This is a genomic window from Brevibacterium siliguriense (assembly GCF_900105315.1).
Classification (GTDB): domain Bacteria; phylum Actinomycetota; class Actinomycetes; order Actinomycetales; family Brevibacteriaceae; genus Brevibacterium; species Brevibacterium siliguriense.
Window position 1 is genome coordinate 62,962 of record NZ_LT629766.1, and the last position, 25,723, is coordinate 88,684.

Genomic DNA, 25,723 nt, shown 5'->3' on the forward strand with positions numbered 1-25,723 from the left:
TCTGAGATTCCGGAACGGGGTTCTTTCCATTGCCGCTGTCCGTAAGTCAGGCTTCATATCGCTTCTCTCCCGCCAACCACGTCTGGCTCACTTCCACTGAATCGATCGTGTGAGTCGGAACGGTGAAGATGTCTTTGTCCAAGACGACAAAACTTGCTTCGAGCCCTGGTCTGATGCCTCCCAAATTGTGCAGCCGGGTGATCTCGGATGCACGCGAGGTGTAGAGCAGGACCGCTTGACCGACGCTGATCGCCTGTTCCTGCCCAATGTCGGAGCCGTCATAGGCACGCCGTTCGACCGCCGCCCGGATCGAGATGAAGACATTGTCTGAGTCTGCCCACGCGGTCGCAGGGGAGTCTGAGGCCAAAGCAGAGTGCGGAATCCGTTCGTAGAATGACCGAATCGGATATGCATTCTTGAATTGCTCTTGTGTCAGATTGGCCGCATAGGCCTCGTACTCAGCAAAGAAGAAGATCGTATGACTGATCACTCCGAAACTCATTCGCGCAGCGTTCACCCGATCGATCATCGCCGGTGTGAAGAGAGACGCATGGTCAAGGCGGATGGAGGGAATCTCACCCATCCACGGCTCTTCGTCACCGAACAGATCGATCACGTGGTTGAGAGCGCGGTCGCCCATTGCATGAATCGCGACCTGGACCTGGTTGTGCCGAGCCCAAGCGACCGCTTCCAGCAGGTCATCGTCTGCTGCCACCTGACCGCCGTGGTGACAGGAGTCCGGATACGGATCCTCATTCCATGCGTTGCGGTCAGAGAACGCGCCATCCATGAACAGCTTGACTCCGCCGATCTTCACGCGCCCAAAACGATCGTCTTCATCAAGGTCGGGAACGATGTGAGACCCTGCCGCGCTTTTGAGTGCATCCCATCCGGGATAAATCACGACCTGAGGTGAGAGTCCTCTTTCTGCCGCCCGCCGATAGGCAGGGAGGGGGTCGTCGATGAAGGTGGCAAAGAGATCCGTGACTCCGACAAGACCGCGCGAGAGGAAGTGCTCGTCCAAAGCCGCGAGCCGATCAGCCGGATCTTCTTCGTCTGGCGGGACATGAGCTTCGACGAGCTCGATCGCAGCATTCTCCACGAGGACTCCGGTAGGTTCCCCGCTCTCATCGCGTTCGATCCGACCACCGGCAGGGTCAGGAGTCGCAGCATCGATTCCGGCAATGGCAAGTGCTCGTGAATTGACGACCATAGTATGCCCGTCGCAGCGACGAAGCGCGACCGGCTGGTCGCGAGAGACCTTGTCGAGATCCTGCGCAGTCGGTTTGCGGCGTTCGGCAAACTTCGAGTCGTCGAATCCATGACCGCGCACCCACGCGTCTGTTGAGCAGCCCAAGAGCGGATGCGTACGCAGAGCTTCGATCAGTCCATCGATCGATCTGATGTCCGGCGGATATACCGCCACCGATTGTCCGAGGACCGACATGAAAGCAGGATGAGTATGGACGTCCAGAAGACCTGGAAGTACAGTCCTGCCTTCGAGATCGATCACTTCGGCTCCATCGGACGGAGTGAAGTCGTCCTCGTGGACCGCAACGAATCGCCCGTCCGATACGGTGAAGCCGCACGCGAAGTGCTCTTCGGATTCGGCCGTGAAGACCTTGCCGTTGACGAAGTGACGCGTCGTTGTCGTCGAAGTTCCTTGCTCAGATGGCACTGTTATGGTTCTGCCTTTCTTCCTGTCCGGGGTCAGTTCTGCTCAGTTATGCCGGGACTCCGGCGCCGATGAGGCTGAAGAGGTCCTTTGGGTCGTCGGGTTCTGCGATCAGATCGATATCTTCGTGGTATTCGGGATCCCGGGTAGCGGCTTCGACGTACCGGAGCGCGGAGAAGTCGGCGATCGCGAAGCCGACCGAGTCGAACAAGGTGATCTCATCGTCAGATGTGCGGCCCGGGGCGTCACCGACCAGCACTTTCCAGATCTCGGTAGTGGGGAAATCCTCGGGCTGGAGTTGGATCTCTCCTTCGATCTTCGTCTGCTCGGGATATTCCACGAAGACATTGCTGCGGCGGACCAGTTCGGGGTCCAGCTCGGTCTTGCCCGGGCAGTCGCCACCGACCCCATTGATATGGACTCCCCTGCCGACACAGTCGTTGGGCAAGGCGATGGTGTGTGCCTTGTCGGCAATGCAGGTGGTGATGATGTCGCTGTTTGCCACGGCTTCGCCGACCGACTTCGCCACAGTGATTCGGAATCCCAGTGGCTCAAGGTTCCGCTGCAGCTTCTCCACCGCGGCGGGGTCTGTGTCGAACACCCGTAGGTCCTCGATACCCAACGTTGCACGAATTCCCAACGCCTGGAATTCTGACTGGCTTCCCGCCCCTACCAGCGCCATCGTCGACGCTCCCGCAGGAGCGAGCTCACGGGTGACGAGCGCGGATGTCGCAGCCGTCCGCAATGCCGTCAGCAGGGTCATCTCCGCTATGAACCTCGGGTAGCCGTTGTGCACATCGGCCAGCATTCCGAATGCAGTCACGGTCTGGAATCCACGTGCCGGGTTAGACGGATGACCGTTGACGTACTTGAACGAATATGTGTCGAGGTCGCTCGTCGGCATCAGCTCGATCACGCCGAACGGGGTGTGGCTTGCGACCCGCGGTGTCTTATCGAACTCCGACCACCGCCGGAAATCTTCGTCGAGAGTCTCGACCATTCCTGAGAGAATGGCCTCGACGCCGATGCGTTGGACCCAATGGGCCATATTGCGAACACCTACGAATGTTGTCATATCTTCTTTCTCCAATCAGTCGGTGAGCACCTTGCCGCGAGTCTCGATCAGTTTGAACGAGGCGACGGTGGAGATCACCATGAGCACCATGACATAGACGATGAACGGGATTTCTCCGAATTCTGAGTTCATCCAGGCTTGCAGGTAGGGCGCTGTGCCGCCGAACAGTGCGACGGAGATCGAATACGGCACTGCGACTCCGATTGTGCGTACTCGAGTCGGGAACATCTCAGCAAACACGGCGGGAGTCGTCGACAGCACCGAACCCATCGTCACCAGAATGATCGAGGCCGGAATGAACAGCGACCAGAAGCTCGAACCGAGCACCGACTCCAGCGGAATGTAGAGGAGGATCGGAACGCCGTGGCCGATGATCATTGCCGGTCGTCGACCGAAGCGGTCGGAGAACTTCCCCCAGAACGGCAGGGAGATGATCAGCAGCACATTGGCCAGCACACTTGCCAGCAACGCGGTTCCCTGCGCCATTCCGTGGATGAGGACAGCCTGCTGCACAGCCGAAACGCTCCACACGTAGTAGCACACAGTTCCACCGACTCCGAGGAGAATGACCTGGAGGGCCGCCCGCCAATTGCGCCGGATCTCCGGCCACATACGCGGCTTGTCAGCTGCCTTCTGAAATGTCTCGGTCTCGTCCAACCGGGAGCGGGCGATGAGTGTACACACGCCCAGGACTGCACCGATCGCAAACGGAATCCTCCAGCCCCAGGCCGCCATGATCTGCGCAGGCAGCAATGCGTCAAGGACCACGCCCATGATCAGTCCGATGACGATCCCCGATGTTCCTGAAACGTAGATGAGGGACGACCACAGTCCGCGTCGCTGCGGTGGTGCCGCCTCGGCGATATATGTCTGCGCAGTCGGCATCTCACCTCCGTGAGCCAATCCCTGCATGAGCCGGGCGACTAACAGGATCAGTGCTGCCCAGATGCCGGCAGTGGCATGAGTCGGCACCACAGCGATGAGCAGGCTGCCCAGGGAGGCGAGTCCGACTGTAGTGATCATCGACAGGCGTCGCCCGAGGTGATCTGCCATCCAACCGAAGATCCACCCGCCGACCGGGCGCGCGACGAAGCCCACAGCGAAGACGGCCATCGCCCCCAGCAGTGACGCGACCTTGTCTCCGGGGTTGAACACTTCAGTGGCGAAATAGATTGCGAAGGACGAATATATGCCCCAGTCGTACCATTCGAGCGCATTGCCCATCCCCGAAGCCACGAGCATCTGCTTCGTAGACCTGGGTGGGACCGAAGTCGTTTCGACTTCGCGTTCAGTGACGTCGTTCATTGCTCAGCCTTCCATTGATGAGCGAGAAGCTGGTGTGCGTGTGGGCGCCGGAGAGTTCAGGCAGCCAGCTCTGTGAGTCTTGACGCGGCCAGTTGGGCATAGAGCGCGGCTCCATCGGGGAGAACGCGGTCGTCGAAGATCGCTCTCGGAGAATGATTGGTCTCCACTGCGTCTTCACCTGCGGAAGCATCGAGTTTGACGAACGTGCCGGGCACCTCGGCGAGTACGTCCGCGAAGTCTTCCGATCCGCCCAGCGGTTGAGTCAGCGATGTGTAGCGTTCTCCGCCGAAGAGCTCTGCGATCTCACGCGCTGCGAACTCTGTATGCTCATTGTCGTTGGCCAGGACCCGGCCTCCCACGCGGTATTCGATCTCGACATCAACACCATGAGTCATAGCAACGCCTTCGAGGACCGAGGGGATGAGACGCTGGAGCTTCTCGCGGCTTGCCGCCGAGTAGGTTCGGAGGCTTGCGCCGAATTCAGCTTCATCGGGGATGACATTGATAGCTTCTCCCGAATGAGCTCGTCCGACTGAGACGATGACAGGATCATGCGCATCGAACTGACGTGTGACCATAGTCTGCAGAGCCGTGACCATTGCGGCCATTGCCGGAATGGGGTCGGCCGCATGCTGTGGCTGCGAACCGTGCCCTCCACGCCCTTTGATCTGGACGAACAGTGCATCTGCCGCGGACATCATCACTCCCGGCATCGAGCTGAAAGCCCCGCGCGACCCCCCGGCAGAAAAGACGTGGAGGCCGAAGGCCGAGTCGACGCGGCGGCCGGACAGGTCGAGAATCCCTTCCTCGATCATCTTCGGCGCGCCGGCGAGCAGCTCTTCGGCGGGCTGGAACATGAAGACGACATCGCCGCCGAGCCGGTGACGCTGCTCGGCCAGAAGCCGAGCAGCTCCAGTGAGCATCGACGTGTGCAGGTCGTGCCCACAGGCGTGCATCCGCCCGTCAACCGTCGAGGAGTAGTCGACACCTGTCGCCTCCTGCAGAGGCAAAGCGTCCATATCTGCTCGAAGAAGCACGGCGGGAGCGTGCTCGCTGGTGGCGGCTCCACCCCGCAGAACGGCACCGATGGAATTGAGACCATCGCCGAGGGTGATCTCCAGCGGCAGGTCGGAGATTTCGTTGAGCACAGCTTCCTGCGTTCGAGGAAGCTCCAGACCGAGTTCCGGATGCATATGGAGGCGGTGTCGCAGCTGCGCCATGTCGCCTGCCAGTTCCTGCGCGCCAGAGATGAAGTTGTTCACTGAGTTACCTTTCGCGATACGTCGTTGGGTCGTCGTAAGTTCACCGAAGATACACTCTATTTTTCAATCGTTGATGCGCCTCAGATAAGGAAGAAAAAATCACCAGATCGACACAGATGAGTATTTTCCGTCACAATACTGAGGTCAGCGGTCGTCGTTGAGGAATATCCGCTCACTTCCTCAACCTTTCCGGAGGATGAGATGGAAACCACCCTGTCAGAGCAGTCGCTGGAACTGCTCAATGCACTGCAGATCGCACCGCGCGCAACTTGGCGCCAGCTGGCGGGTGTTCTCGGCAGCAAACCAAGCACCCTATCGCAGCGCTGGGACGACCTTCGTTCACGAGGGGTGGCCTGGGTGACGGCTATGTTCTCGGGTGCCACACGTCATTCTGCGATCGCTTTCGTCGAAGTCGGATGCACTATGGAACGGCAGACTGCACTCGGAGTCGAGTTCGTTGCGAACCCGAACATCGTCTCGGTAGAACGGCTGACTCAGGGCCCGAATTTCGGGCTGACGATCGTCGCCGACAGCCTCGAATCGATGGCCATGGGGCCCCTCGAATTCCTGGCCGGCCTTCCCGGTGTCACCAGCATCCAGACGTCTGCGTCAGTGGCCATGCATCATGGAGCACACCTATGGCGACTGGAGCATCTGGACAAGGGACAGATCGAAACCCTGAAATCGATCCACAGAGAAATGACTGCACCTGACACATCGATCGTCCTCGGTGCCGATACGCGCCCTATCGTGCAGATGCTGCAGCTCGACGGTCGCTGCAGCGCAGCCGACATCGCTCGACGGCTCGATCTAGCTCCGGCCACAGCTCGCAGACGGCTTGATCGAGTTCTCCGCAGTGAAGAGATCGTGCTGCGGACCGAACTTGCCCAATCGCGGTCGGGTTGGCCGGTGAATGTCCAGTGGTTCGCTCGCCTGCCCGCTGGCGAGCATGATCGAGCCGCCCAGCGGCTGGCTGAATTGAATCCACGGATGATCGCGTCGGTCACCGGGAATTCGAATCTGCTCATCACATTCTGGCTGCGTTCGCTCCACGACGTCCTCACTGTGGAACAGATGGTCGAACAGGCGGTGCCGACGATCACCATCGACCACAGCGCCGTCCTTATCAACGCCCTCAAACGCCAAGGGTGGGTGCTCAATTCCGACGGAAGCACGACTGGAGAATTCGTCTCAAGTTGATCCGCCGAGGCGACACACAAGAGACGAGGACCCCTGTGATCTCATCCGCGATGATGACAAAGAAGATTCCTCCGGCCACGATCCCGACGGCGACCGACAAGCTGCGCGAGACGGCTTAATCACGGGGTCGCAGCAACTCGACCGGATCGCGTGAACCGTTGACCCTACCGCCGAATCTACCGAGTGAGCTGTGCCGCAGCTAGGGGAGGCGGTGCCTCAGCCCGGCTCTTCCTCGGTTTCCTTCGCCTTCTCGGCCTTAGTGAAGGCCTGATACTTGCGAATGACCTCGAGCGCCGGACCGTCGGCGAGCAGCTCGCCCTTCTCGATCCACAGCGCACGGTTGCACGTGTCCTTGATCGTGCGCATCGAGTGTGAGACAAGGAAGACGGTGCCTGCGTTCTCACGGATGGAGCGGATGCGGCCCTCGGAACGGTCACGGAACTTCTTGTCACCGACGTTGAGCGCCTCATCGACGATGAGGATCTCGTGCTGCACCGAGGTTGCGATCGCGAACTTCAGTCGCTGAGACATGCCCGAGGAGTACGTGCGCATGGGCAGGTCGATGAAGTCCTCGAGCCCGGTGAACTCGACGATGTCATCGAACTTCGCATCGATCTCGTCGCGGGTGAGCCCCAGGGCCAGTGAACCGAGGATGATGTTGCGAGCACCCGAGAGATCCGGGATCAGAGCGGCACCGACGCCGAGGAGGTTCGGCCGTGACGTCGCATAGATCGCGCCCTCGGAGGTCGGGGTCAACCCGGTGATCGACCGCATGAGCGTGGACTTCCCGGAGCCGTTGCTGCCGATGATGCCGATCGATTCGTTCTTGTGGGCGACGAAGCTGATGCCCTTGAGGGCGTGAACCTCTCGCAGCTCCCGCTTCCGCCCCATCACGTTCTTGCTGCCCAGCTTGAGCTTCTTGCCCGTGGCCAGGGTCTTGTAGCGGACGTGCACGTTGTCGCAGACGACGACGGGCGGATTGTTCCTGGTCACCTCGGGGAGGCTGCCGGTGTCGAACGAATTCTCGTCACTCATCACGACCGAACCTTTCCTCGGCCTGCCAGAAGAACACGAAGCCGATGATGAAGATGCCGAATGCCCAGATGGCCAGGTGCCAGAAGTAGTCGTAGGGAACGACTCCGTCCTTCATGAGGATGCCGCGAGCGATCGACAGCACGTTGTTGATCGGCTGCCAATCGGCGAAGGGCTGCAGGGACGGGTCGATCTTGTCGACCATGACCTTGAGGTCGAAGAAGACACCCGAGGTGTAGAAGATCATTCGGGAGATGAACGGGGTGACCTGGGAGAGGTCCCGGAAGTGGACCGTCGCGCGGGCGAAGATGAACGCCACACCCTGGTTGAAGACCCAGAACAGGAAGACCAGCGGGATGAAGAGGAACCAATCCCAATCAGGACGCGCGCCGAAGATGATGACGATGAGCGCCATGAAGAGGAGGGTGGGGATGAAGTCGAGCAGGTTTTGGAACACCTTGGCAATCGGCAGGACAATGCGCGGGAACGGCAGCGATTGGACGAGTGAGGCATTCGAGATGATTGACTTCGCACCCCCGTTCATCGAGGTGTTGAAGAACTCGAGGATGAAGACGCCGATGACGACGAATGGCGCGAAGTCCGGCGGTCGAGCCGTGGCACCCTGCATGATGACGCCGAAGACGGTGCCGTAGATCAGAGCCGAGAATGATGGGCGCAGCAGCACCCAGGCCATGCCGAGGCGGTTGCGCTCGTTCTCGGACTGCATCCGGTACTTCGCAAGCGTGTACGTGAAGTCGCTTCGATTGAGAAGCTGTTTGACGTACTGGGGCAGAGACGGCCGTCCACCCACTCTCTCGAGTCCGTGCTCGGCAGCAAGCCTGGCCATATCCATGAACAGAAAATTCTCTCGTCGGCGACTGGGGATAGAACAGAAAGAGTCTACGGGATGACACTAGCGCAGACTCACAGTCGGCTGTGAGCCTTGAAGTCGAAGTCGGGGTCCGCGATCTGGGCCCGCGTCGGAATATTTTTACCGCCGAGTACGCGTCGGGCGGCCGCCTGCATCGGCGGCCAGTTGAACGTCTCGACACCGACGAGCTTGGACTCCGGGGCAGGTCCGTCGAAATGGAAGACCTGGAATTTCGCTCCGCTGGGGTCGCGACGGATGATCGTGTTGTCGGCATCAGGGCTCGTCAGGCCCGCCGTGAACACCTTCTCCGGGCCTTGGAAGCTCCAGTGCCAGGGGACCTCCGACCAGACCCTCGGACCCTTTTCCGACCCAACTTCTGAAGCGGTTCCTGGGGCGTTTTCGCCATCGTTCGAAGCCGCTCCCGCGTCCTCGCTGAGGAGTTCGGCGAGGAATTTTCCGTGGCTTTCGGCCACCGGCTCACAGGCCCAGGGGTGGTTGAGCGCATAGGGCCCGACGGTGACGATGGCACAGTCGCCGGCAGCGAAGACACCCGGATGAGATGTTGCCAAACTCTCATCCACATCCCACGCATGAGCGGGTCGGTGACCGTCGATCGGGAGCAGCCGAGGGCGAGCCCCGACGCTGGTGATGAATAGGTCGTGAACATCCTCGGCGATGTCGTCCGGACTCGAGATGTGGGTGACGAATTCGACTCCGGCGGCCTTGTGCTTCTCGAACAGCGCCTGCCGCATGGGTGCGGAGAGCTGCTTGCGCAGGGGCTCGTCCCGCGAAGGTACACCGTGGCGTGGTGTCCGGCAGCCACCGCCGAGGAGGCCACTTCCATTCCGAGATAACCGGAGCCCAGCACCCCGACGTTGAGGGCTTCAGTCGCGTTGGTCACACGCTTGAGGATCCATTCGGCGTCGGCGAGGTCATAGACCGGCAGGGCATCCGGGTAGTCGGGAACCTCCGGACGGTTGGCTTCCATCCCGGTGGCGAGGATGCAGTGGGTGAAGTCGATGGACTCCCCAGAAGCCAGGTGGATGGTGCCGGCGATGGCGTGGTGGTTCGCCAGCCGGTGGGGGTGTCGCTGTGTCTCAGCGGTGTAGCGGGACTCCGCTGCCGCCTCGGCGAGGGTGATCTCTTCCGCCCGGTCGCGCACGAAGGTGATGTGCTCAGTCGATTCGAGGTGATACGGCAGGTGGTGGCGGGAGCCATCGAAGAGATGCTTCGACAGCGGCGGCCGCTCACAGGTCTCGCCGGCCTGGGGGTCGATGACGGTGACGGCCTGACCGCGCGCGTTCAGCTCCCGCGCCGCGGTCGTGCCGGCCAGTCCCGCACCGATGATGACGATCCGCTTGCTCATACCTCCATGCTAATCCTCGCCGAGTCGGTCGGAACGTTCGGAACCGTCCGACCGACTCGGCGAGGTGTCGACTCGGCTCTGCGGGGAGGAGCCGGTTCAGAGTTCGGTCGTCGAGCTTCCGCTGTCTGGCCGCTGTCCGGTGACTTTCGCCTTGACGATCTGGACGAGTCCTGCGACCTTGCCGCCCTTGAGACCCCAGTGCTGTGCGGAGTCCGAGGTGACCTTGATGAGCCCCAGGGTCGAGTCGTCGCGCCCGTCGAACCACGTCGCGGCGTCATCGTTCCACAGTTCGTCTCTCTTGCTCTGATCATCGACGAAGTCGATGCGTCCGGCCACGGAGAGCCAGTTTCCCGCTTCGGAGACCGTGACGTTGACATTCGGATTGTGTTTGAGGGCCTTGGCCTGATCCCCGTCGAGGCCGATGAAGAACCAGATGTCGGCGTCGTCCGTGACCTGCTGAGGCACCATCGGGTGAGCGAGCAGCTTCCCGTCGTCCAGCGCGGTCGTGAGCATGACATAGCCGCTGCCGCGCAGGATCCTGATGACCTCTTTCTGATCGAGATCATCGCTCGCTGCCGTTCGTCTGCGGGTTCGTCCGGCGGACAAGTCGGGATCGGTGCCGATGACGGATGCGGACTCGTCGACAGCCGTGTGCGAACCGTCGGGGTTGCGATAGAGGTTCGCGCCTTGGCTGGCGGCGACGTCCTTCGCTCTGGCTTCGACGTCCTCCTCGTTGTATCCGCCCTTTTCGCCCGGGGCGATGTTCGAGGTTCCGGCGAACTTCTCGGTGGTCTCGTCGAGAACTGCGGCGGCGTCTCGGGCCTTCTCTTCGCCGCGGCTTTCGGTGTTCTTGTCTCTGTTCATCAGACTTCCCCCTCTTCGTCGGCGGTGGTTCGTCATTCTTGCATGCGATCGCGGTGCAGAACGCTGACTGACTCAACATGGTGGGCTTTCCCAGTCGGCGCACAGACGCGCCGCACCGAGGAGGCGGGCGCCCATGCTTCACGAAGAGGGGCCCGGCCTAAGGGGCCGGACACCGCGCCGATCGGAGTTCGTGTCGTAAGCGAATCGTTCCGGCAGCTCATTGCGTCCGTGGCCTGGCCGATGTCTAGACTGAAGGCATGGATGAAGAAACGACCGTCACCGTCAACGACATCCCCGAAGGGGCAGCCATCATCGACGTCCGCGAGGACGACGAGTGGGAGGCCGGGCACATCGAGGGTGCGATCCACGTGCCGCTGGGCGAACTGCCGAGCCGCCTCGACGACCTTCCTCTCGATGACGATATGTACGTCGTCTGCCGCACCGGCGGGCGCTCGAACCGGGCCGTGGCCTGGCTCAACCAGAACGGCTTCGACGCGTTCAATGTCGACGGCGGCATGGGGTCATGGAACCTCGATCACGGCAAGCCGATCGTCTCCGAGACCGGCGAAGAGCCCTGGGTGAAGTGATCGCCTAGTCTCGTGAGGTTCGTCGACCTCTTTCCCCATTGACTCGACCGTCTGTACTGTCACAATGACGGACAGGCGGTCGAACTGATCCACATATGGCAGCCGTCTCCAGCGTCGGAACGAGGGGACAGCACACTCGTGGTGAACTTGATATCGAAACCGCTCGGTCGCAGCGAGCGGACTGTTCTTCTCTCCGTCATCGGGCTGCTCATCGTTGCCGTCATCGTGTTCGCGGTTTCGCCGGTAGTGTTCCGAGACGAGGAGCCGATCCCGGCGATGACTGTGGATTCCGGAGCAGATGTCGTCGACAATCTCTCCTCCAGGGGATGGGACTGCTTCGATTCGGACGGTGACGCCCACCTGCAGCGGTGCTTTGCGAATGAGTCCGACGAAGTGACCGCCTCGGTGTCGATCCTCTCCGATGATGACGCTGTAGCCATGATCAAGGCCGAGGCCACTGGCTCGGACAGTGATGCCATCTCCGACTCCTTGACCGCCGCGACCGAGACGATGGACAAGGCGCTCCTCCCCGCCGGCGACGGGCGGATCAAGGGACTGATGTCCGGCAATGCCTTCGACGCGCGGGAGCTGCCCGGCGACGTAATGGTCGAAACCACCCCGAGCTCGGTCAAGGTTCTCAATGGCAAGGATGGTGGTGCTTCGGCAAATACCGTCTATCTGCCGAAGGCTCTCCCTTTGCCGGACCAGCTGGCATTCGGGCTCGAGAAGAAGGGTTTTGAGTGCCACGTCGAAGCCGGCGTCCAATGCGACTCGCAGATCGATAGCGTCGACGTAGCAGTCAGCCAGGATGTGCGGCCCGTCGATCCGAACTTGATCGAGGTGCGGCTCGGTCCTGTAGATGACACGACGAAAGGCAGCCAGTCGAAGGGGTCAAAGGTCAGAGAACAGATCGGCACGATTCTCGCTGACGATGCCGTTGGCCTCACCGATGCCGACGGCGCAGAGTTCCTCGCGCAGAACGCGAAGACAGGCTGCCGAGGCGACTTCGCCGGCTACGAAATGTCCATCGTAACCGGTGCTGACGATGCCAGCGGTTCAATCAGAATCGGATTCACTTCAGTGGTACCGGTAGCCACATCCGCTATCGAGTGGTGAAAGCGACGGTCTCACCGGTCCCGGCAATGGCGCTTCTGAGCTCCTGTACCGACTACAGCCAATGGGCGTTATCGTTGCACTGAAGTACCAGGCTTTCGTGCGCAAGGGAGCGACATGCCACGCGACGTATACGCAGACATACAAGGCGCGATCCTGCGAGCGCCTACCAATGTTCATCGACTTCAGCAATTGACAAAAACACGTCCTGAAGGTCTGCATGAAGAAACAATCACTGACCTGCTGCTCAATGAAATGGTCGGCTCAGCGTACGAGGTTTCAGCTGATTGCCCACAATGCCTTTCAGCAGACTGCTCCGACTGGCACTCCTCACTTCCGCTGCAACCTCGAGGAGTCTTGGCCAAACCATTATCAAAGTACGAGGAGGGCGGCAATAAGAAGCACGGCGTCAAGCCAACAGGGACCGATTGGATTCTCGAGCTCAAGAAAGACGAAGTATCAATTCGAATGATGTTTCAAGCTAAGGCATCACGGCTTCCAAGTTCGAGTAAGGAAGAACGCGGCCAGCTGAACGACCTCATAGAAGCTGCCGAGTTATACAACGCTGCACCCTTTTACATCATCTATCTACGACACTACCCAACACACACCAAGCTCACGACTGTGTGCCCTTACCGCACTTCGGCCGCCGACACTTCGATGCTGTTGCTGCCCGCTGAAACCGTCAGAGTTCTGTCCCACAATACTCCAGTCACTCAGTGGGCCGAGTTTGCACGCCCTCTATCTTGCCTAGGAGGGTGCCGCTGTCTTGGAACGAATGGGCACGGAATCTACGATGCTGCATCTGGATTCGTCCAGAGCTTCCTACCAGAATACGAACCATTGCATTCGTTCGACAGAGAGTTGCCCGACGAATTAGCCGGGGTTTCAGCCGACGTACGGAGACAGGCTCTGTCAAGGGGCATGAACAGCAAATCGGAGTCGAAAGAACCTGGGGTCGATGCGATCTTTATCGCACGCCTTGGCAAACCCAGAATCGATGAATACTACGACGAACGCGCAAGCGAGTGGGTCACCAGGCGAATCGGATTTCATGATGATTTCACCGACGACGAATGGCGAGAAGCTTCAAGGAAATATTGGAATGCCAGCGCGTCGAGAGCAGTTAACGTCAGATACGTCGTGGCAAGTGCCCACGGTGAAATCTATCGAATCTATCGAGTGCTTCATCCAGACGGCGTTACTCGCCAGTCCGGAAACGGCGGAAAAATCGAGTTCCACGTAGATCAACTCGGCCATGACGATTCGAACTACTCAAAGGTCAAATCAGCCGCTGAGAAACGCCTGAGCGCTGTGGAGAGTACCCGCGCTCCCTTCGTCTACACCGACCTGCCGGAATAGGGTCCTCTTGATCATCGGCAAGCCCATCGCGAAGAAGGATCCTGGATGAAATGAGGACGACGAGCCAACATGCCTGACCGGCCCCCATTCCCCAACTATGACCACCTCACCCAGACTAGTCAGTCTTTCTCGCAGCACCAGCCTCGGCGGGGTCGGGGATCTCATCCGGGCGGTACTTCGGCAGCCGGGAAGCCGGAACTGCTGCGATCAGGCTGATGCCGGCGAGGATGAGGAAGCCGAGCTTGAGCGTGCGCAGTCGCTGCTGAGAATTCAGCTCGACGGCATGCTCGACCTGCTCCGGTGTCGCCGTCGTCCCGGCGAGGACCTCTCGCAGTTCATCGTTGCTCACGAAGTTCGCATTGTCGAGATCGACCTGGTCGACGAGTTCCGGCGGCAGATCGGGATGGTCATCGGCAGCAGATGTCAGACCGGCTGAGAGCACCGTGACCAACAGCGCTCCCATCACCGCCGTGCCAACAGCCGATGCGAGGTTCTGCGCGGTGCCACGGATCGAACCGACGTCACCGGCCAGGTGCTTCGGCGCGGCCGTGACCAGGACATTGAACACCAGTGTCACCAACGCGCCCTGGCCGATGCCGAAGACGATGAGACCGAGGATCGTCGGCAGAGTCTCCCAATTGTTCGTCACGACGAAGGCCAGCCAGACGAGTGCCGCCGTCGTCAGCCCGAAGGAGAACAGTGCGATGGTGCGCGGCGAGTAGCGCTTGTAGAAGCGCACGATGAGGGTGGCGGTGACGAAGACAGTGAGGTTGAACGGCAGCATCGCCAACGAGGTGTCGAAGGGGGTGCGCCCCTGGACGACCTGGATGTAGGTAGGCACCGTGAAGTTCACCGCCGCCTCCATCGCAACGATGACGAACATCGCGTAGACGGCGGCCCGTTCGCTGGGTCGGCCGAGCACGCTGATGTCGACGAGCGGCACCTTGCCTGCCGCCTTCCGCCGCTTCGTCCAGACGAAGAACAGCTGCCCGAGGACCACGCCGACGACAATGAACACCGGCGCCGGTGACAGCCCCGCGATTGAGAACGGTGCCCCATCCTCGGCGCGGATGATCCCCCACCCGTTGAGGTTGTTGAACCCCAACGTCAGCAGAACAACTGCAGCACCGATGAGCGCCGAGGCGACGAGGTCGATTCGAATGGAGGGATCGCCCTTGTCCGACTTCAACGTGAATGTCAGCGCGAAGACGATGACGGCCAGGCCCAGGGTGATGAAGAAGATCGGCCGCCATCCGACGAACGTGCCGAGGGTACCGCCGATGAGGAAGGCGCTCATCCCGGAGAAGGCACGTGCCGAACCGAGCGAGCCGACCGCTGCTGCCTGCTGCGCGCCCCGGTAGTTCTCCGCGATGAGGGCGACCAGGGCCGGCACGATGATCGCGGCGGCGGCCCCGGCGAGCAGCTGACCGGTGATGACCCAGGTGACCGTCCGGGAGAAGATCATCAGCAGCGATGAGGCCGCGAAGACGACGAGGACGACGCGGAAGATGAGCACCCACCCGATCCGCTGTCCGAGCTTCGCACCGGTCATCACGAGCGCGGCCACGGCAAGGCCGTAGACGACGATCGTCGACGAGGCGACCGTGGGCGGAACACCGAAGTCCTCGACCATTCCCCCGAGCGAGATCGGCAGTGCGGCGACGTTGAACGACATGAGGACCTGGGCGAGGAAGAGTCCGATCATCGGCGCCCAGGATCTGCGCTCCTCGGCGAGGTCGTGCGGTGCGGTTTCGGCGCTCATCATTGTCCTTTCCCCGGGCGTTCGACGGCCGCGTTCGATGCGAAGAGATTCATGCCCAGGACTCTGGAGATGTGAAAACACGCGCGTTGACCGCGCACGCTGTTGCCCGCGGAGTCCAACCTCGGCGAAAAAGTGCCCAGCGCTCCCTTGCCTGGGGCGATGGCGACGATGCCGCCTGCGACCCCGGATTTGGCGGGCAGTCCGATCTCGAAGAGCCATTCGCCGCTGTTTTCGTACATTCCACACGAGGCGAGCAGCGCGAGCGTGTCGCGGGCCACCTCGGCGGAGACGACCTGCCGACCGGTCAGCGGATTGATCCCACCGTCGGCCAGCGTCGCTCCCATCACCGCGAGATCGTGCGCGGTGACCAGCAGCGAGCACTGCCGGGTATAGATGTCGACGGTATCGAGCGGATCCGTGATGATCCTCCCATAGCTCTCGAGCAGACGAGCCAGGGCCTTGTTGCGCTGATTCGTCTTCATCTCCGATTCGTACACGCGACCGTCGAGGCGAAGCGGCCGACCAGCGAAACGGGAGAGCCCGGTTCGGATGTTCTCCCATTTCTCCGCCGAGGTGGCCCCGGGCATGAGCGCGGTCGTGGCGATGGCACCGGCATTGACCATCGAGTTCAACGGTTTGCCGTCGTTGAGTTCGATCGCCATCACCGAGTTGAAAGCGAGTCCCGTGTTGTTGACGCCGACGCGTTCGTGGACGAGTTCGGAGCTGCGGGACTGACAGACGAGCGCGAAGACGAAGGCCTTGGAGATCGACTGGATGGAGAACTCGATATCGACGTCTCCGGCTTCGTGCACGGCCCCGTCCGATTCGATGAGGCTGAGTCCGAACCATCGGGGATCCGCCTCGGCGAGGATCGGGATGTAGTCGGCGACCTCACCGTCATCGAGCCCCCGGTAACGTGTATGGATGTCTGCCAGTGTCGAATCGATGAAGCCGTCGGAGGGCAGGCCGCCGGTGGAAGCGCGCTGTCTGACCGATTCCTCGTCAGGCCTGGCCATCTCTGATCCTCGTCCCGTTCGTGTGTGGCAGCCTTTGGCACCCGTCCCCGGAGTGATTTCACTCTATCTCAGGGATATCATGTTGCACAGGTCTCTGACCAGGGATGATCACCGAAATTCCCAGGCGGCTGCCGTGTCCTTCGACCGCCGAGGCGAGCCGGCGGGCCGCGCCACGGGTGAGCATCGGCGGCCGAGCCCCCTTGCTCCGCTTCCACGATGGGTCTACCGTCGGCACCACGGATCACTGACATACCGTTCGTGATCCCCGACCCTCCGTCGAATGGCGTGAGCGAGTTCGACTCCGAAAGGAGACAAATCGTGAGTGACGAGAAGAAGAACCTCCCGGAGAACGCAGCAGACGAGCAGCCCGACGACGAACAGGAGATCGAGAGCACTGCCGTCGGAGTCGGCGCGGATACCGACGCCGAAGGCAGTGCCCAGACTCCGGAGGAGAGGCTTGAGCGGATCGCTGCCGAGCACGAGGTCCCGATCGAACGGGATCCCGAAGAAACCCAAGCCGAAGCTGAAGGGTCCTCTCCCGACAAAGACCGAGATATCAGCGGTGGAGACACGAAGGAAGAGGAAGACGACTCCGTGGAGCCACCGGACTGAGGTGGCGAACGGTTGAGCGGGGCGGAGAGATCTCGCGCCGAGAAGCCACCGAAGTCCACGATGCAAGAACTCCGTGGACACAACTGTGCGCAACCGCTGTCATTTGGTTAGGTAGAAGAATGACAACACGCGCCGGCCAGTTGGCCCAGGACAAGGATCTCGTTGACGTCCCTGCCCTTCTCGATTCCTATCACGACTTGGTTCCCGACCCTTCGGTGCCTTCGCAAGCAGTGAGCTTCGGGACCTCCGGCCACCGCGGGTCGAGCTTCAACCGCTCCTTCAACGAGGCGCACATCGCGGCCATCACCGCAGCGATCGTCGACTTCCGCCGCGACAAAGGCATCCGTGGGCCGATCTTCCTCGGCCGAGACACTCACGCGCTCAGTGAACCTGCGTTCCTCACGGTCCTCGAGGTGCTCGCCGCCGCCGAGGTCCCGGCGCTCATCGACGAGCGTGACGGCTTCACCCCGACCCCTGCCGTCTCCCACGCGATCCTCGGCTTCAATGCCGGGAAGTCGCAAGACGATGCGCAGGCCGACGGCATCATCGTCACTCCCAGCCACAATCCGCCCGCCGACGGCGGCATCAAATACAACCCGCCACACGGCGGGCCCGCCGGCGCCGAGACGACGACCTGGATCGCCGACCGCGCCAACACCTACCTTTCCGAAGGGTGGGAGAAGATCCCACGCACCTCCTTCCAGCGGGCATTCCATCTGGAGAACACTGAGAACTTCGACTATGTCTCGAACTACGTCGACGACCTCGAGTCGGTCATCGACCTCGATGTCATCCGCAGCTCCGGGCTGAAGATCGGCGCCGATCCGCTCGGCGGAGCCAGCGTCGACTACTGGGCGGCGATCGCCGAGGACTACGACCTCAACCTCGACGTCGTCCATCCGGACGTCGACCCCACCTGGTCGTTCATGACACTGGATTGGGATGAGAACATCCGCATGGACTGCTCCTCTCCCTATGCGATGGCCGGCCTCATCGCCTCGCGCAATGACTTCGACATCGCCACCGGCAACGACGCCGATGCCGACCGTCACGGCATCGTCACCCCCGATGCCGGCCTGATGAACCCCAATCACTATCTGGCAGCGGCCATCGACTACCTGCTTGAGAACCGCACCGACTGGCCGAAGGACGCCGCGATCGGCAAGACTCTGGTCACCTCGTCAATCGTCGATCGCATCGTCGCCGCTCATAGTCGCACCCTCTTCGAGGTGCCCGTCGGCTTCAAATGGTTCGTTCCCGGCCTGCTCGATTCGTCGCTGGCATTCGGTGGTGAAGAATCGGCCGGCGCATCGTTCCTGCGTCGGGACGGCAAGGTGTGGTCGACGGACAAGGACGGCATCATCCTCGCCCTCCTCGCCGCCGAGATGACAGCGAAGACCGGGCAGACACCCTCGCAGCGTTACGCAGGGTTGGCCGCGAATCACGGCACCAGCACCTACGCCCGCCAAGATGCTCCGGCGACGCGTGCACAGAAACAACGCCTGGGGACACTTGAGGCCTCTCAAGTGAGCGCAAAGACCGTCGGCGGTGAGCCCGTGAAGGCGGTGCTCACCTCGGCGCCGGGCAACAATGCCCCCATCGGCGGCCTCAAGGTCACCACTGACAATGCGTGGTTCGCTGTGCGGCCGTCGGGCACCGAGGACGTATACAAGATCTACGCGGAGTCCCTGCGCGACGAAGACCATCTGCGCCAGGTCCAGCACGATGCACGGACTCTCGTGGACGGGGTGCTCGAGTAAGGCGCCTGGTGACGCCGAAATGCTCTGATGCGCCTCGGCAATGCACTTCGATGCGACTCGCCATGCGAGGTCGCGGCAGACCCTGAAAGCAGATTACGATCGCGTATCGCTGCTCAAGCAGGATTGTCGCAAATGCGCGCATCATCAGTACGACTTCTCACCGTCGACAGTCGATCTGCCACCGTGTAACGGTGACTGCCGCACGACTGCAATAAGCCTGTTCTCGGACTGTGACCGGCTCCAAGTCGGTTCTCAGCGACCGTTGTCGAGCCTTCAGCCCTGATCGAAATACTGTTCCCCGTCAATGACATGCCGCCTGACAGCGACACACGTCGCTGCGGCTGACACGACGAGAGGATCAGCCACAATGAAGCACCCCGTTCGCAATCGCACAGCAGCCCTGGGAATCGCCGCCGTCGCCGGACTCGCCGGCCTCGGACTCGCGACAGGACCAGCAATGGCCGCCGAAACATCGACCCAGTCAGCTGTTTCGGACGTCGACACGCAGTCTGTCTATTACCCGACCGATCCGGTCAAATACGCCGACGAACTCGTCCGAGCCTGGGGAAAGGGCGATACGGACCGGGTTGAGGCTTTCGCTTCGACCAGGGTCGCTGAAGAGCTGCAGTCTCATAGCGACGACGAAGTCACCCACTGGGACCGCGTCGGCGCAGAAGGTGCCGCCGGCACGACTTACGTCGACTACGAGAACACCGTCACGGGCGAGAAGATGTCGCTCGGACTGCCCACCGAGGCTGTCTCCAACCCCGATAACGAGTGGGGCACCGCCAATGCAGTGCACAGGATCAGCTTCGAGGACTGAAGTTCCAGCCCTCTGACCGCCTCGGCGAGGTCTTACAGGTGCGCCTCCGGGGCGTTCTGCACGTAGTCGGCCACGGTGTCGTTCTTGAACGCGTCGCGGACCTTCTTCAGCTCCTCTTCGTCGACGTTGACGATCGACTGACCGTCCGGGGAGGTGCCGACGCCGGCGACGGGGGCGGTGAAGAACTCGATGTCGCCGGGGCGGACGTCGCGCATGTTGAACGCGGTCGAGGAGATGTACTTCGCGTCCAGGCCCGAGTCGACGTACATGTACGGCGCGAAGTTCTTGACCATGTCCTGGATCTTCTTCGGGTTCGACAGGGTGTCGGCCGAGATCATCTCGTTCGTCAGCCCGCGGATGAACGCCTGCTGATTGCGCGCACGCTGGAAGTCGCCGTCCTGGAACTGCTTGCGCTCACGCACGAAGGTCAGAGCCTGGTCGCCGTTGAGGACGTTCTCGCCCTTGGTGAACGTGTAGCCGTTCTTCTCGAACGCCTGCTCGGAGTTCACGGTCACCCCGCCGAGGCTGTCGGTCAGTGCCTTGAATCCCTCGAAATCGATGATCGCCACGTGATCGAGTTCGGTGCCGATGAAGTCCGAGACCGTCGACACGGCCAGCGGCAGACCCCCGTAGGACAGCGCCGAGTTGATCTTCGACTTTCCGTGGCCCTCGATGTCGACGTAGGTGTCGCGCGGGATCGACATGATCTGGACGTTCCCGCCGTCCTCCGGCAGATGCATGACCATGATCGTGTCCGAGCGCAGTCCGCGCGAATCGTTGACGTCGACATCTTTCATCGACTCGTCCGAGCCGAGCAGCAGGATGTTCGTGCCGTCGCCTTCCTTGCCGCCGCCGGACTTGCCGAAGACCTGCTCGTCGCTGAGCTGGTTCGCGTTCTTGTCGAACGACCGGCCGACGCTCCAGACGTAGAGCCCGATGCCGAGCACTCCGAGGATGACGATGATCAGCAGCGCCACGAGGACCTTGCGCCAGACGCGCTTCTTCTTGCGCGGGCGCTGCTGTTCCTCGTTCTGGTGGTCGAAGAGATCGTCGAAGGTGGTGTTGTCCGTCATCGGCACTCCGGAGTTTGAGCGGTCGGCGCCGGGCGCCGGGGTCATTGGGCAATCCCGCTCATTGTATAGCGACAGAGGTGACCCATTTCTCAGCCGCGCGGCGCACCCCGGATCGAAGCACGCGAGCCGACGGGAGAGGTGGGCCGCCTCGGCGAGGTGTTCTTCCTTGTCAGACGTCGAAATCCCCGATTTCGACGCGGTGGACCGGGATGGCATCCGTTCGCTGCCCACTGATGGGATCCGCCGCCGAGGTGAGGGGACTCACCAGTAATAACGCGGGCTCGGCATGGTCGGCCGGGTCAGGGCTGGATAGACTTTCCTGGTGTTCAATAACTATCGGGAAATTCTGTCGCTTCCCGGTGCGCTCAAGTTCTCCTTGGCCGGTCTCGTCGCCCGGATGCCCATCGCAGTGCTGGGCCTGGGCATCGTCCTCTTCATCCAGGGCGTGACCGGGTCCTACGGCATGGCGGGCATCGTCTCTGCCGTGTACATGATCGTCCAAGCGCTTGCCGGCCCCGGGATCGCACGCCTCGTCGACCGCCTCGGCCAGGCGAAGGTCATGGTGCCCATCGTCGTCACCCACCTCATCGCGTTGGCCCTGCTCATCGTCTCCGTGTACGAGGAATGGTGGACGGGATTCGTCTTCGCCTTCGCAGGCATCGGCGGCGCCACTGTCGGCTCCGTCGGTTCCCTGGTGCGTTCGCGCTGGTCGCATATCGTCGACTCCCCGAAGAAGCTGCAGACCGCTTTCTCATGGGAATCGGTCGCCGATGAGCTGATGTTCGTCTCCGGACCGGTGCTGGCCACGGTGCTCGCGACGGCGGTGTGGCCACCGGCGGGAATCATCCTCTCGATGATCACCGTGGGCGTGGGATCGCTCCTGCTCTACATCCAGAAGTCGACCGAACCCCCGCCGGTGGAGCGGACGAACGAGGCGAAGGGGCATGTGTTCTCGAACCCGGGCATCTTCGCGATCATCATCGTCAACATCTTCCTCGGCGTGAACTTCGGTGCCATCGACGTCATCGCAGTCGCCTTCGCCGACGAACTCGGCGTGAAGTCCACCGCCGGCGTGCTGCTGTCCTGTCTGGCGCTGGGGTCGCTGATCTCCGGTGCGCTGTACGGGGCACGCAACTGGCAGGCCGCTGTGCACCACCGATTCGGCGTGGCCGTGTCCGCCCTGGCTGTGGGCGCGTGCCTGATGCTCCTGGCGAATTCGATGGTCACCTACGGCATCATCCTCATCGTCGTCGGATCGGCGATTGCCCCGAGCCTCATCGGTGCGAACTCCGTCATCGAGCAGCTCGCTCCCCCGCGCCGGCTCACCGAGGCGTTCGCCTGGCTGGGCACCTCGCTGGGCTTCGGCGTCGCGTTCGGATCGGCCGTCGCCGGCAACATCATCGATGCCTACGATGCGAAGACTGCAATGCTGCTGCCCGCCGGCTGCGCGGTACTGGGGGCTGTGATCGCCCTGTCGCTGCTGAAGCTTCTGAACCCTTCGCGGTCGAGTCATGAAGCGCGGCTGGCGAAGGACCGTCGGCGCGAGCGAGTTGTGGAACCGTAAACGACGCTGGGACGAGTGCTTGCGCGATCGCTGTCTCGCCCGCCTCGGCGAGCATCCGTGACTGCTAATGTCACACCCTCGCGTTCGTCTCTCTTCGCGTCACTGGCTGCACATCCGTCACCAATAGCGACAAAACACCCCGTTGCGGCGGGGTGTTTTCGCGTTTGCGGGAGGTGATGCGCGGAGGGGATGGCGGCGCGACCGCTCAGCCCGGCCGTGGTGGCCCGATCGCGAGCCTGCGGAAACACGGGACGACAGGGTCACCTCGGCGATGTCAAAGATCATTGACATCCTGGTGTCATGCATGCTTTACTTTTAGATGTAAAGAGAAGTTGACATCAAGGAACGAAATGGAAGTTCAGACTTCGGACCTCAAGCAGGTTCGCAAGGCTGCGGGTCTGACACAGGCACAGCTGGCCCAACTCACCGGGGTGTCGCGGCAGACGATCATCGCGACCGAGCGCGGCGACTACGCCCCCAGCGTGTATCTGGCGCTGCGCATCGCCCGAGCCTTGGATACGACAGTCGAAGAGATCTTCTCGCTCCAGGAGGAATCCCCATGAACTACGTCAGTGACAAGAAGAACCGCCCCAACGCTTTTGCCGATCGAATCGCCGGCTTCAACGACCCCTCAATGGGAGACGAGCGCGAACGCGACGTCATTCTGCGAGCGTATACACTGGGCGCCGTCGTCTCCACCTACGTGTTCTTCGCGCTCGGGCTCATCTTTGCCGTGCTCGGTGCCGGAATGTGGAGTGTGTTGATCGTTCTCGGGTCGATGGTCACCAGTATCGTCGTCTCTGCGTACTGCAAGCGCGAGAATGTGGACTTCTCCATGGCAATGGCGCGTGTTTCGCCGAGGCGGCTGATCGTCGGCAACATTGTCGGAGCGGTGTTCGCGATCGTGTGGGTCGGTGCGATTGTCTTCCACATAAGTGAGGGCTATCCGCTCATCGATGCCGGTATGGGAGCGAAGGCAATGTTCGGCGCCTCAACCAGCACCTACTCCGTCGTGATCGGTGCGGCCCTCGGTTTCGTCATCACGATCACAATGTTGACGATCTCCCGTGTACGCAAGATCAAACAGGCCCGCGCCGAGGCAGCCGCTGCCGCTGAGATCGAGGACGAAGACTGATGCGTATCGGCAGATGAGGCTCGGCGCTTGAGCATCCATCACCAATTCCAGCGGCGCGTGAAGGTTGTGGAGGCGGAGGTCGGCAGTGGTGCTGCGGTAGCGGCGGTGTGGGGCCGGAAGTCGCGTGGCGGTGCGGGACTCGCTGGTGCACTGGCGCGCTGGCGCGGCACCTTCGCGCCGAGCCCGTGGCTCAGGATTCCCCGGTAGGCAAACGTTGATTTCCGAGGAGGATTTCTACAGATATCTACCTGAGAATCCGGTCGCGCAGAGGACAGGTCCAGGCGTCCCCGCGTCCACGCCTGCGTCCCACTCTCCTCACCGTCAGCGCCATGCCCTGCCGCTGGCCGCACTTGTCGCCATACCTCCTGCATCTCACATCGTTAGCGCCAGAACACCCCGGTCCTCCGGGGTGTTCTGCAGTCTGCGGTACAGGATGCCGCCGAGCTGACTCGTGGAGTTGTTGGTGCTCAGCAGCCGGTATCCGGTGGTCGTCAAACGGTGCGGGACGCTTATGCCCAGTCCTTCTTCGCAGACGTTTCGCCGACTCCGGCATTGAAGACGTTGTGCGGGTCGAGCTCCTTGAAGTGGGCCTCCATCTCCGGCGGCACGTGGTAGAGCCTGCCGAAGTTGTGTTCGGCGGGCACGGCCGCACCCCGAGCCTCGAGCAGCTCGGTCATCTGCTTCTTCAGCGCCACCGTGTCGACGCCCTTCTTCGCCACATGGTCCTGGTGGAAGACGTGGCAGAAGAAGTGGCCGTAGTAGGAGCTGATGTGCAGCTGGTCGGCGATCTCGTCGGGCAGCACCTCGAGCCAGTCCTCGTCATCTCGACGCAGTGCCACGTCGAAGGTGATCATGTCCGAGGAGTCCTCGCGGTTGAGGTTGAAGTACCGGGTTGCGGCACTCGCGGCACCGAACCGATGCAGCATCGCGGACTGAGCCTCATCGGCACTGCACACGAAATACTCACCCTGGTGAGCCGCCTCGGCGAAGAAATCATCGAGGAACGCACCCATCCGCGCTTTCTCATCGGCGCTGACGACGAGGAGAAGATGATGCTCGAACCGATCGCGATACTCGAGCATCCGCTTGGGCAGCTGCTGCGGCAGCAGGCCGAACGCGGTCTGCGCGATCGTGTCGGCGACGGTCTCACCGAAGAACGGCAGCTTCGCGAACACACCGTTGGCCCAGTTCTTCAGCGCGAACAGCTTGATCTGCTCGCGGCTGCCAGCGTGCTTGATCGAGACGAACGTGTCCTTGCCATACTTCTCCGCGAGGTCGAATGACGGCCGGCCCATGTATTCGCCCGAGATCGGCAGCGGCATGTCCGAGGTGAGGATCGCCCGACGAAGGTCCTCGAGCTCGGCCGGGGAGTTCGTACCGACGTAGAACGTGGTCGCTCCCTCCTCCTTCGGGAAGGTGCGGGTGCGCACGGCGAAGACCATCAGCTTTCCAGCCGAACCGGAGGCCTCGTACAGGTAGTCGGAGTTCGCGTTGAACCGGGCCGGGGAATCGACGACCTTTCGGATCTGCTCCCCGTACTCGGTCTCCATCGTGTCCTCGGGCGCGGGAGTGACGCCTGCCGGGTCCCAATCGCCGCGTTGGAGTTTGTCGAGGATATGGGCGGGGTCGTCACCGAGCTCCACGCCGAGGTGGTTGACGAGTTCGAGTCGCCCATCCTCGTTGACGCGGGCGAAGATCGCGTTTTTCGTGAACGCCGGACCCTTGCGGATCTGGGAGCCTCCGGAATTGTTGGCGATGCCGCCGATGACGGAAGCACCGATCGAGGACGAGCCGATGACCGAGTGGGGTTCGCGATGCAGCGGGGCGAGTTTCTCGTCGAGTTCGTACAGGGTGGATCCGGCCAGGCAGATCGCTTCGCGGGCGTCGTTGATGAGGTAGATCTGGTTGATCCTCAAGGTCGAGATGATGACGATCGGGCGATCGTAATCCTGCGCACCGGGGCCGGAACCGCCGGTCAGACCGGTGTTAGCCGACTGCGGAATGACGATGAGGTCGTTGTCGACGCAGACCTGCAGGGCCCGCCACATGTCGACGAGGCTGCCCGGTCGCAGCACGGCCAGCACATTGCCTCCGCCGAAGCGGTTGCCCTTGGCGTATGGTGCGGTCGCCCGCGCGGTGGTGAGGACGTGGCGCGGCCCCATGATGTCGATGAACGCGTTGACGGCTGGGGACTGATGGCGTGTCTTACCGGGCATATGGTCGATCCCTATCAGTAGGCGACGGTTGTTCTCATGGTAGGTGTCTG

22 protein-coding genes and 1 pseudogene are annotated in these 25,723 nt (G+C 61.8%); 10 read left to right on the top strand and 13 right to left on the bottom strand.

Annotated elements, in window-relative coordinates:
• Nucleotides 1-46 precede the first annotated feature (46 nt).
• The 4 genes from BLU88_RS00265 to BLU88_RS00280 all read right to left on the bottom strand — a co-directional run bounded on the left by BLU88_RS00265 (nucleotide 47) and on the right by BLU88_RS00280 (nucleotide 5,317).
• Nucleotides 47-1,513 carry an amidohydrolase gene (locus tag BLU88_RS00265; RefSeq protein WP_157688896.1) on the bottom strand — a complete coding sequence of 489 codons (1,467 nt, stop codon included), beginning with the start codon at nucleotides 1,511-1,513 and terminating at the stop codon, nucleotides 47-49.
• A gap of 211 nt (nucleotides 1,514-1,724) precedes the next feature.
• The gene (locus tag BLU88_RS00270) at nucleotides 1,725-2,750 is read right to left on the bottom strand and encodes an ornithine cyclodeaminase (protein WP_039209096.1); all 1,026 of its coding nucleotides are present in this window, start codon (nucleotides 2,748-2,750) and stop codon (nucleotides 1,725-1,727) included.
• Nucleotides 2,751-2,765: 15 nt separating this feature from the next.
• Entirely contained in the window at nucleotides 2,766-4,055 is a 1,290-nt protein-coding gene (locus BLU88_RS00275) for an MFS transporter (protein WP_092009003.1), read from the bottom strand.
• 56 nt (nucleotides 4,056-4,111) lie between these two features.
• A complete protein-coding gene (locus tag BLU88_RS00280) occupies nucleotides 4,112-5,317 on the bottom strand; it encodes a M20 metallopeptidase family protein (RefSeq protein ID WP_331712451.1) in 1,206 nt (401 codons plus the stop codon).
• A 423-nt stretch (nucleotides 5,318-5,740) separates the two neighbouring features.
• Here BLU88_RS00280 and BLU88_RS00285 point away from each other — a divergent pair, with 423 nt between their 5' ends.
• Entirely contained in the window at nucleotides 5,741-6,517 is a 777-nt protein-coding gene (locus BLU88_RS00285) for an Lrp/AsnC family transcriptional regulator (RefSeq protein ID WP_157688898.1), read from the top strand.
• A 216-nt stretch (nucleotides 6,518-6,733) separates the two neighbouring features.
• On the opposite strand, the gene BLU88_RS00290 is transcribed toward BLU88_RS00285, so the two are convergent.
• The 5 genes and pseudogenes from BLU88_RS00290 to BLU88_RS00305 all read right to left on the bottom strand — a co-directional run bounded on the left by BLU88_RS00290 (nucleotide 6,734) and on the right by BLU88_RS00305 (nucleotide 10,650).
• Nucleotides 6,734-7,552, bottom strand: coding sequence for an ABC transporter ATP-binding protein (locus BLU88_RS00290; protein WP_092009005.1), 819 nt, complete (start codon nucleotides 7,550-7,552; stop codon nucleotides 6,734-6,736).
• Nucleotides 7,545-8,402 (bottom strand): ABC transporter permease, encoded by an 858-nt coding sequence (locus tag BLU88_RS00295; RefSeq protein ID WP_092009006.1) that lies wholly within the window; start codon nucleotides 8,400-8,402, stop codon nucleotides 7,545-7,547. Before BLU88_RS00295 ends, BLU88_RS00290 begins: the two co-directional genes overlap by 8 nt.
• A 71-nt stretch (nucleotides 8,403-8,473) precedes the next feature.
• Nucleotides 8,474-9,001, bottom strand: coding sequence for an oxidoreductase C-terminal domain-containing protein (locus BLU88_RS18440; RefSeq protein ID WP_407922858.1), 528 nt, complete (start codon nucleotides 8,999-9,001; stop codon nucleotides 8,474-8,476).
• Nucleotides 8,996-9,786, bottom strand: a pseudogene (locus tag BLU88_RS18445) (FAD-dependent oxidoreductase); the annotation flags it as partial. The pseudogene BLU88_RS18445 and the gene BLU88_RS18440, both read right to left, overlap by 6 nt.
• Nucleotides 9,787-9,882: 96 nt before the next feature.
• The gene (locus tag BLU88_RS00305; RefSeq protein WP_092009007.1) at nucleotides 9,883-10,650 is read right to left on the bottom strand and encodes a pyridoxamine 5'-phosphate oxidase family protein; all 768 of its coding nucleotides are present in this window, start codon (nucleotides 10,648-10,650) and stop codon (nucleotides 9,883-9,885) included.
• 257 nt (nucleotides 10,651-10,907) lie between these two features.
• Between BLU88_RS00305 and BLU88_RS00310 the strand changes: the two genes are divergently transcribed.
• The 3 genes from BLU88_RS00310 (at nucleotide 10,908) to BLU88_RS18035 (ending at nucleotide 13,712) form a co-directional block, all read left to right on the top strand.
• Nucleotides 10,908-11,237 (top strand): rhodanese-like domain-containing protein, encoded by a 330-nt coding sequence (locus BLU88_RS00310; protein WP_092009008.1) that lies wholly within the window; start codon nucleotides 10,908-10,910, stop codon nucleotides 11,235-11,237.
• Nucleotides 11,238-11,675: 438 nt separating this feature from the next.
• Nucleotides 11,676-12,353, top strand: coding sequence for a hypothetical protein (locus tag BLU88_RS00315; RefSeq protein WP_157688900.1), 678 nt, complete (start codon nucleotides 11,676-11,678; stop codon nucleotides 12,351-12,353).
• A gap of 114 nt (nucleotides 12,354-12,467) precedes the next feature.
• A complete protein-coding gene (locus BLU88_RS18035) occupies nucleotides 12,468-13,712 on the top strand; it encodes a hypothetical protein (RefSeq protein ID WP_157688902.1) in 1,245 nt (414 codons plus the stop codon).
• A gap of 115 nt (nucleotides 13,713-13,827) precedes the next feature.
• Here the strand turns inward: BLU88_RS18035 and BLU88_RS00325 are convergent, their stop codons facing one another.
• Both BLU88_RS00325 and glsA read right to left on the bottom strand, forming a co-directional pair.
• Entirely contained in the window at nucleotides 13,828-15,474 is a 1,647-nt protein-coding gene (locus BLU88_RS00325; protein ID WP_231939505.1) for an MFS transporter, read from the bottom strand.
• The gene (glsA, locus tag BLU88_RS00330) at nucleotides 15,474-16,490 is read right to left on the bottom strand and encodes a glutaminase A (protein ID WP_092009013.1); all 1,017 of its coding nucleotides are present in this window, start codon (nucleotides 16,488-16,490) and stop codon (nucleotides 15,474-15,476) included. Before glsA ends, BLU88_RS00325 begins: the two co-directional genes overlap by 1 nt.
• 318 nt (nucleotides 16,491-16,808) lie before the next feature.
• Between glsA and BLU88_RS00335 the strand changes: the two genes are divergently transcribed.
• From BLU88_RS00335 to BLU88_RS00345, 3 genes are all read left to right on the top strand, one after another.
• Nucleotides 16,809-17,102: a hypothetical protein gene (locus BLU88_RS00335; RefSeq protein ID WP_092009014.1), complete on the top strand. Its 294-nt coding sequence runs from the start codon at nucleotides 16,809-16,811 to the stop codon at nucleotides 17,100-17,102.
• A gap of 119 nt (nucleotides 17,103-17,221) precedes the next feature.
• A complete protein-coding gene (gene pgm / locus BLU88_RS00340; RefSeq protein ID WP_092009015.1) occupies nucleotides 17,222-18,862 on the top strand; it encodes a phosphoglucomutase (alpha-D-glucose-1,6-bisphosphate-dependent) in 1,641 nt (546 codons plus the stop codon).
• 367 nt (nucleotides 18,863-19,229) lie between these two features.
• A complete protein-coding gene (locus BLU88_RS00345) occupies nucleotides 19,230-19,685 on the top strand; it encodes a hypothetical protein (RefSeq protein ID WP_092009016.1) in 456 nt (151 codons plus the stop codon).
• A gap of 32 nt (nucleotides 19,686-19,717) precedes the next feature.
• Here the strand turns inward: BLU88_RS00345 and BLU88_RS00350 are convergent, their stop codons facing one another.
• Nucleotides 19,718-20,803, bottom strand: coding sequence for an LCP family protein (locus BLU88_RS00350; RefSeq protein ID WP_231939506.1), 1,086 nt, complete (start codon nucleotides 20,801-20,803; stop codon nucleotides 19,718-19,720).
• Between the two features lie 277 nt (nucleotides 20,804-21,080).
• Here BLU88_RS00350 and BLU88_RS00355 point away from each other — a divergent pair, with 277 nt between their 5' ends.
• From BLU88_RS00355 to BLU88_RS00365, 3 genes are all read left to right on the top strand, one after another.
• Nucleotides 21,081-22,322 (top strand): MFS transporter, encoded by a 1,242-nt coding sequence (locus BLU88_RS00355; protein WP_092009017.1) that lies wholly within the window; start codon nucleotides 21,081-21,083, stop codon nucleotides 22,320-22,322.
• Nucleotides 22,323-22,672: 350 nt separating this feature from the next.
• Nucleotides 22,673-22,885, top strand: a complete 213-nt coding sequence (locus BLU88_RS00360) for a helix-turn-helix transcriptional regulator (RefSeq protein WP_092009021.1) — start codon at nucleotides 22,673-22,675, stop codon at nucleotides 22,883-22,885.
• Nucleotides 22,882-23,457 carry a hypothetical protein gene (locus tag BLU88_RS00365; RefSeq protein ID WP_092009023.1) on the top strand — a complete coding sequence of 192 codons (576 nt, stop codon included), beginning with the start codon at nucleotides 22,882-22,884 and terminating at the stop codon, nucleotides 23,455-23,457. Before BLU88_RS00360 ends, BLU88_RS00365 begins: the two co-directional genes overlap by 4 nt.
• A 509-nt stretch (nucleotides 23,458-23,966) precedes the next feature.
• Here BLU88_RS00365 and dld read toward each other — a convergent pair.
• Nucleotides 23,967-25,673 (bottom strand): D-lactate dehydrogenase, encoded by a 1,707-nt coding sequence (gene dld / locus BLU88_RS00370; protein WP_092009024.1) that lies wholly within the window; start codon nucleotides 25,671-25,673, stop codon nucleotides 23,967-23,969.
• Between the last annotated feature and the right edge of the window lie 50 nt (nucleotides 25,674-25,723).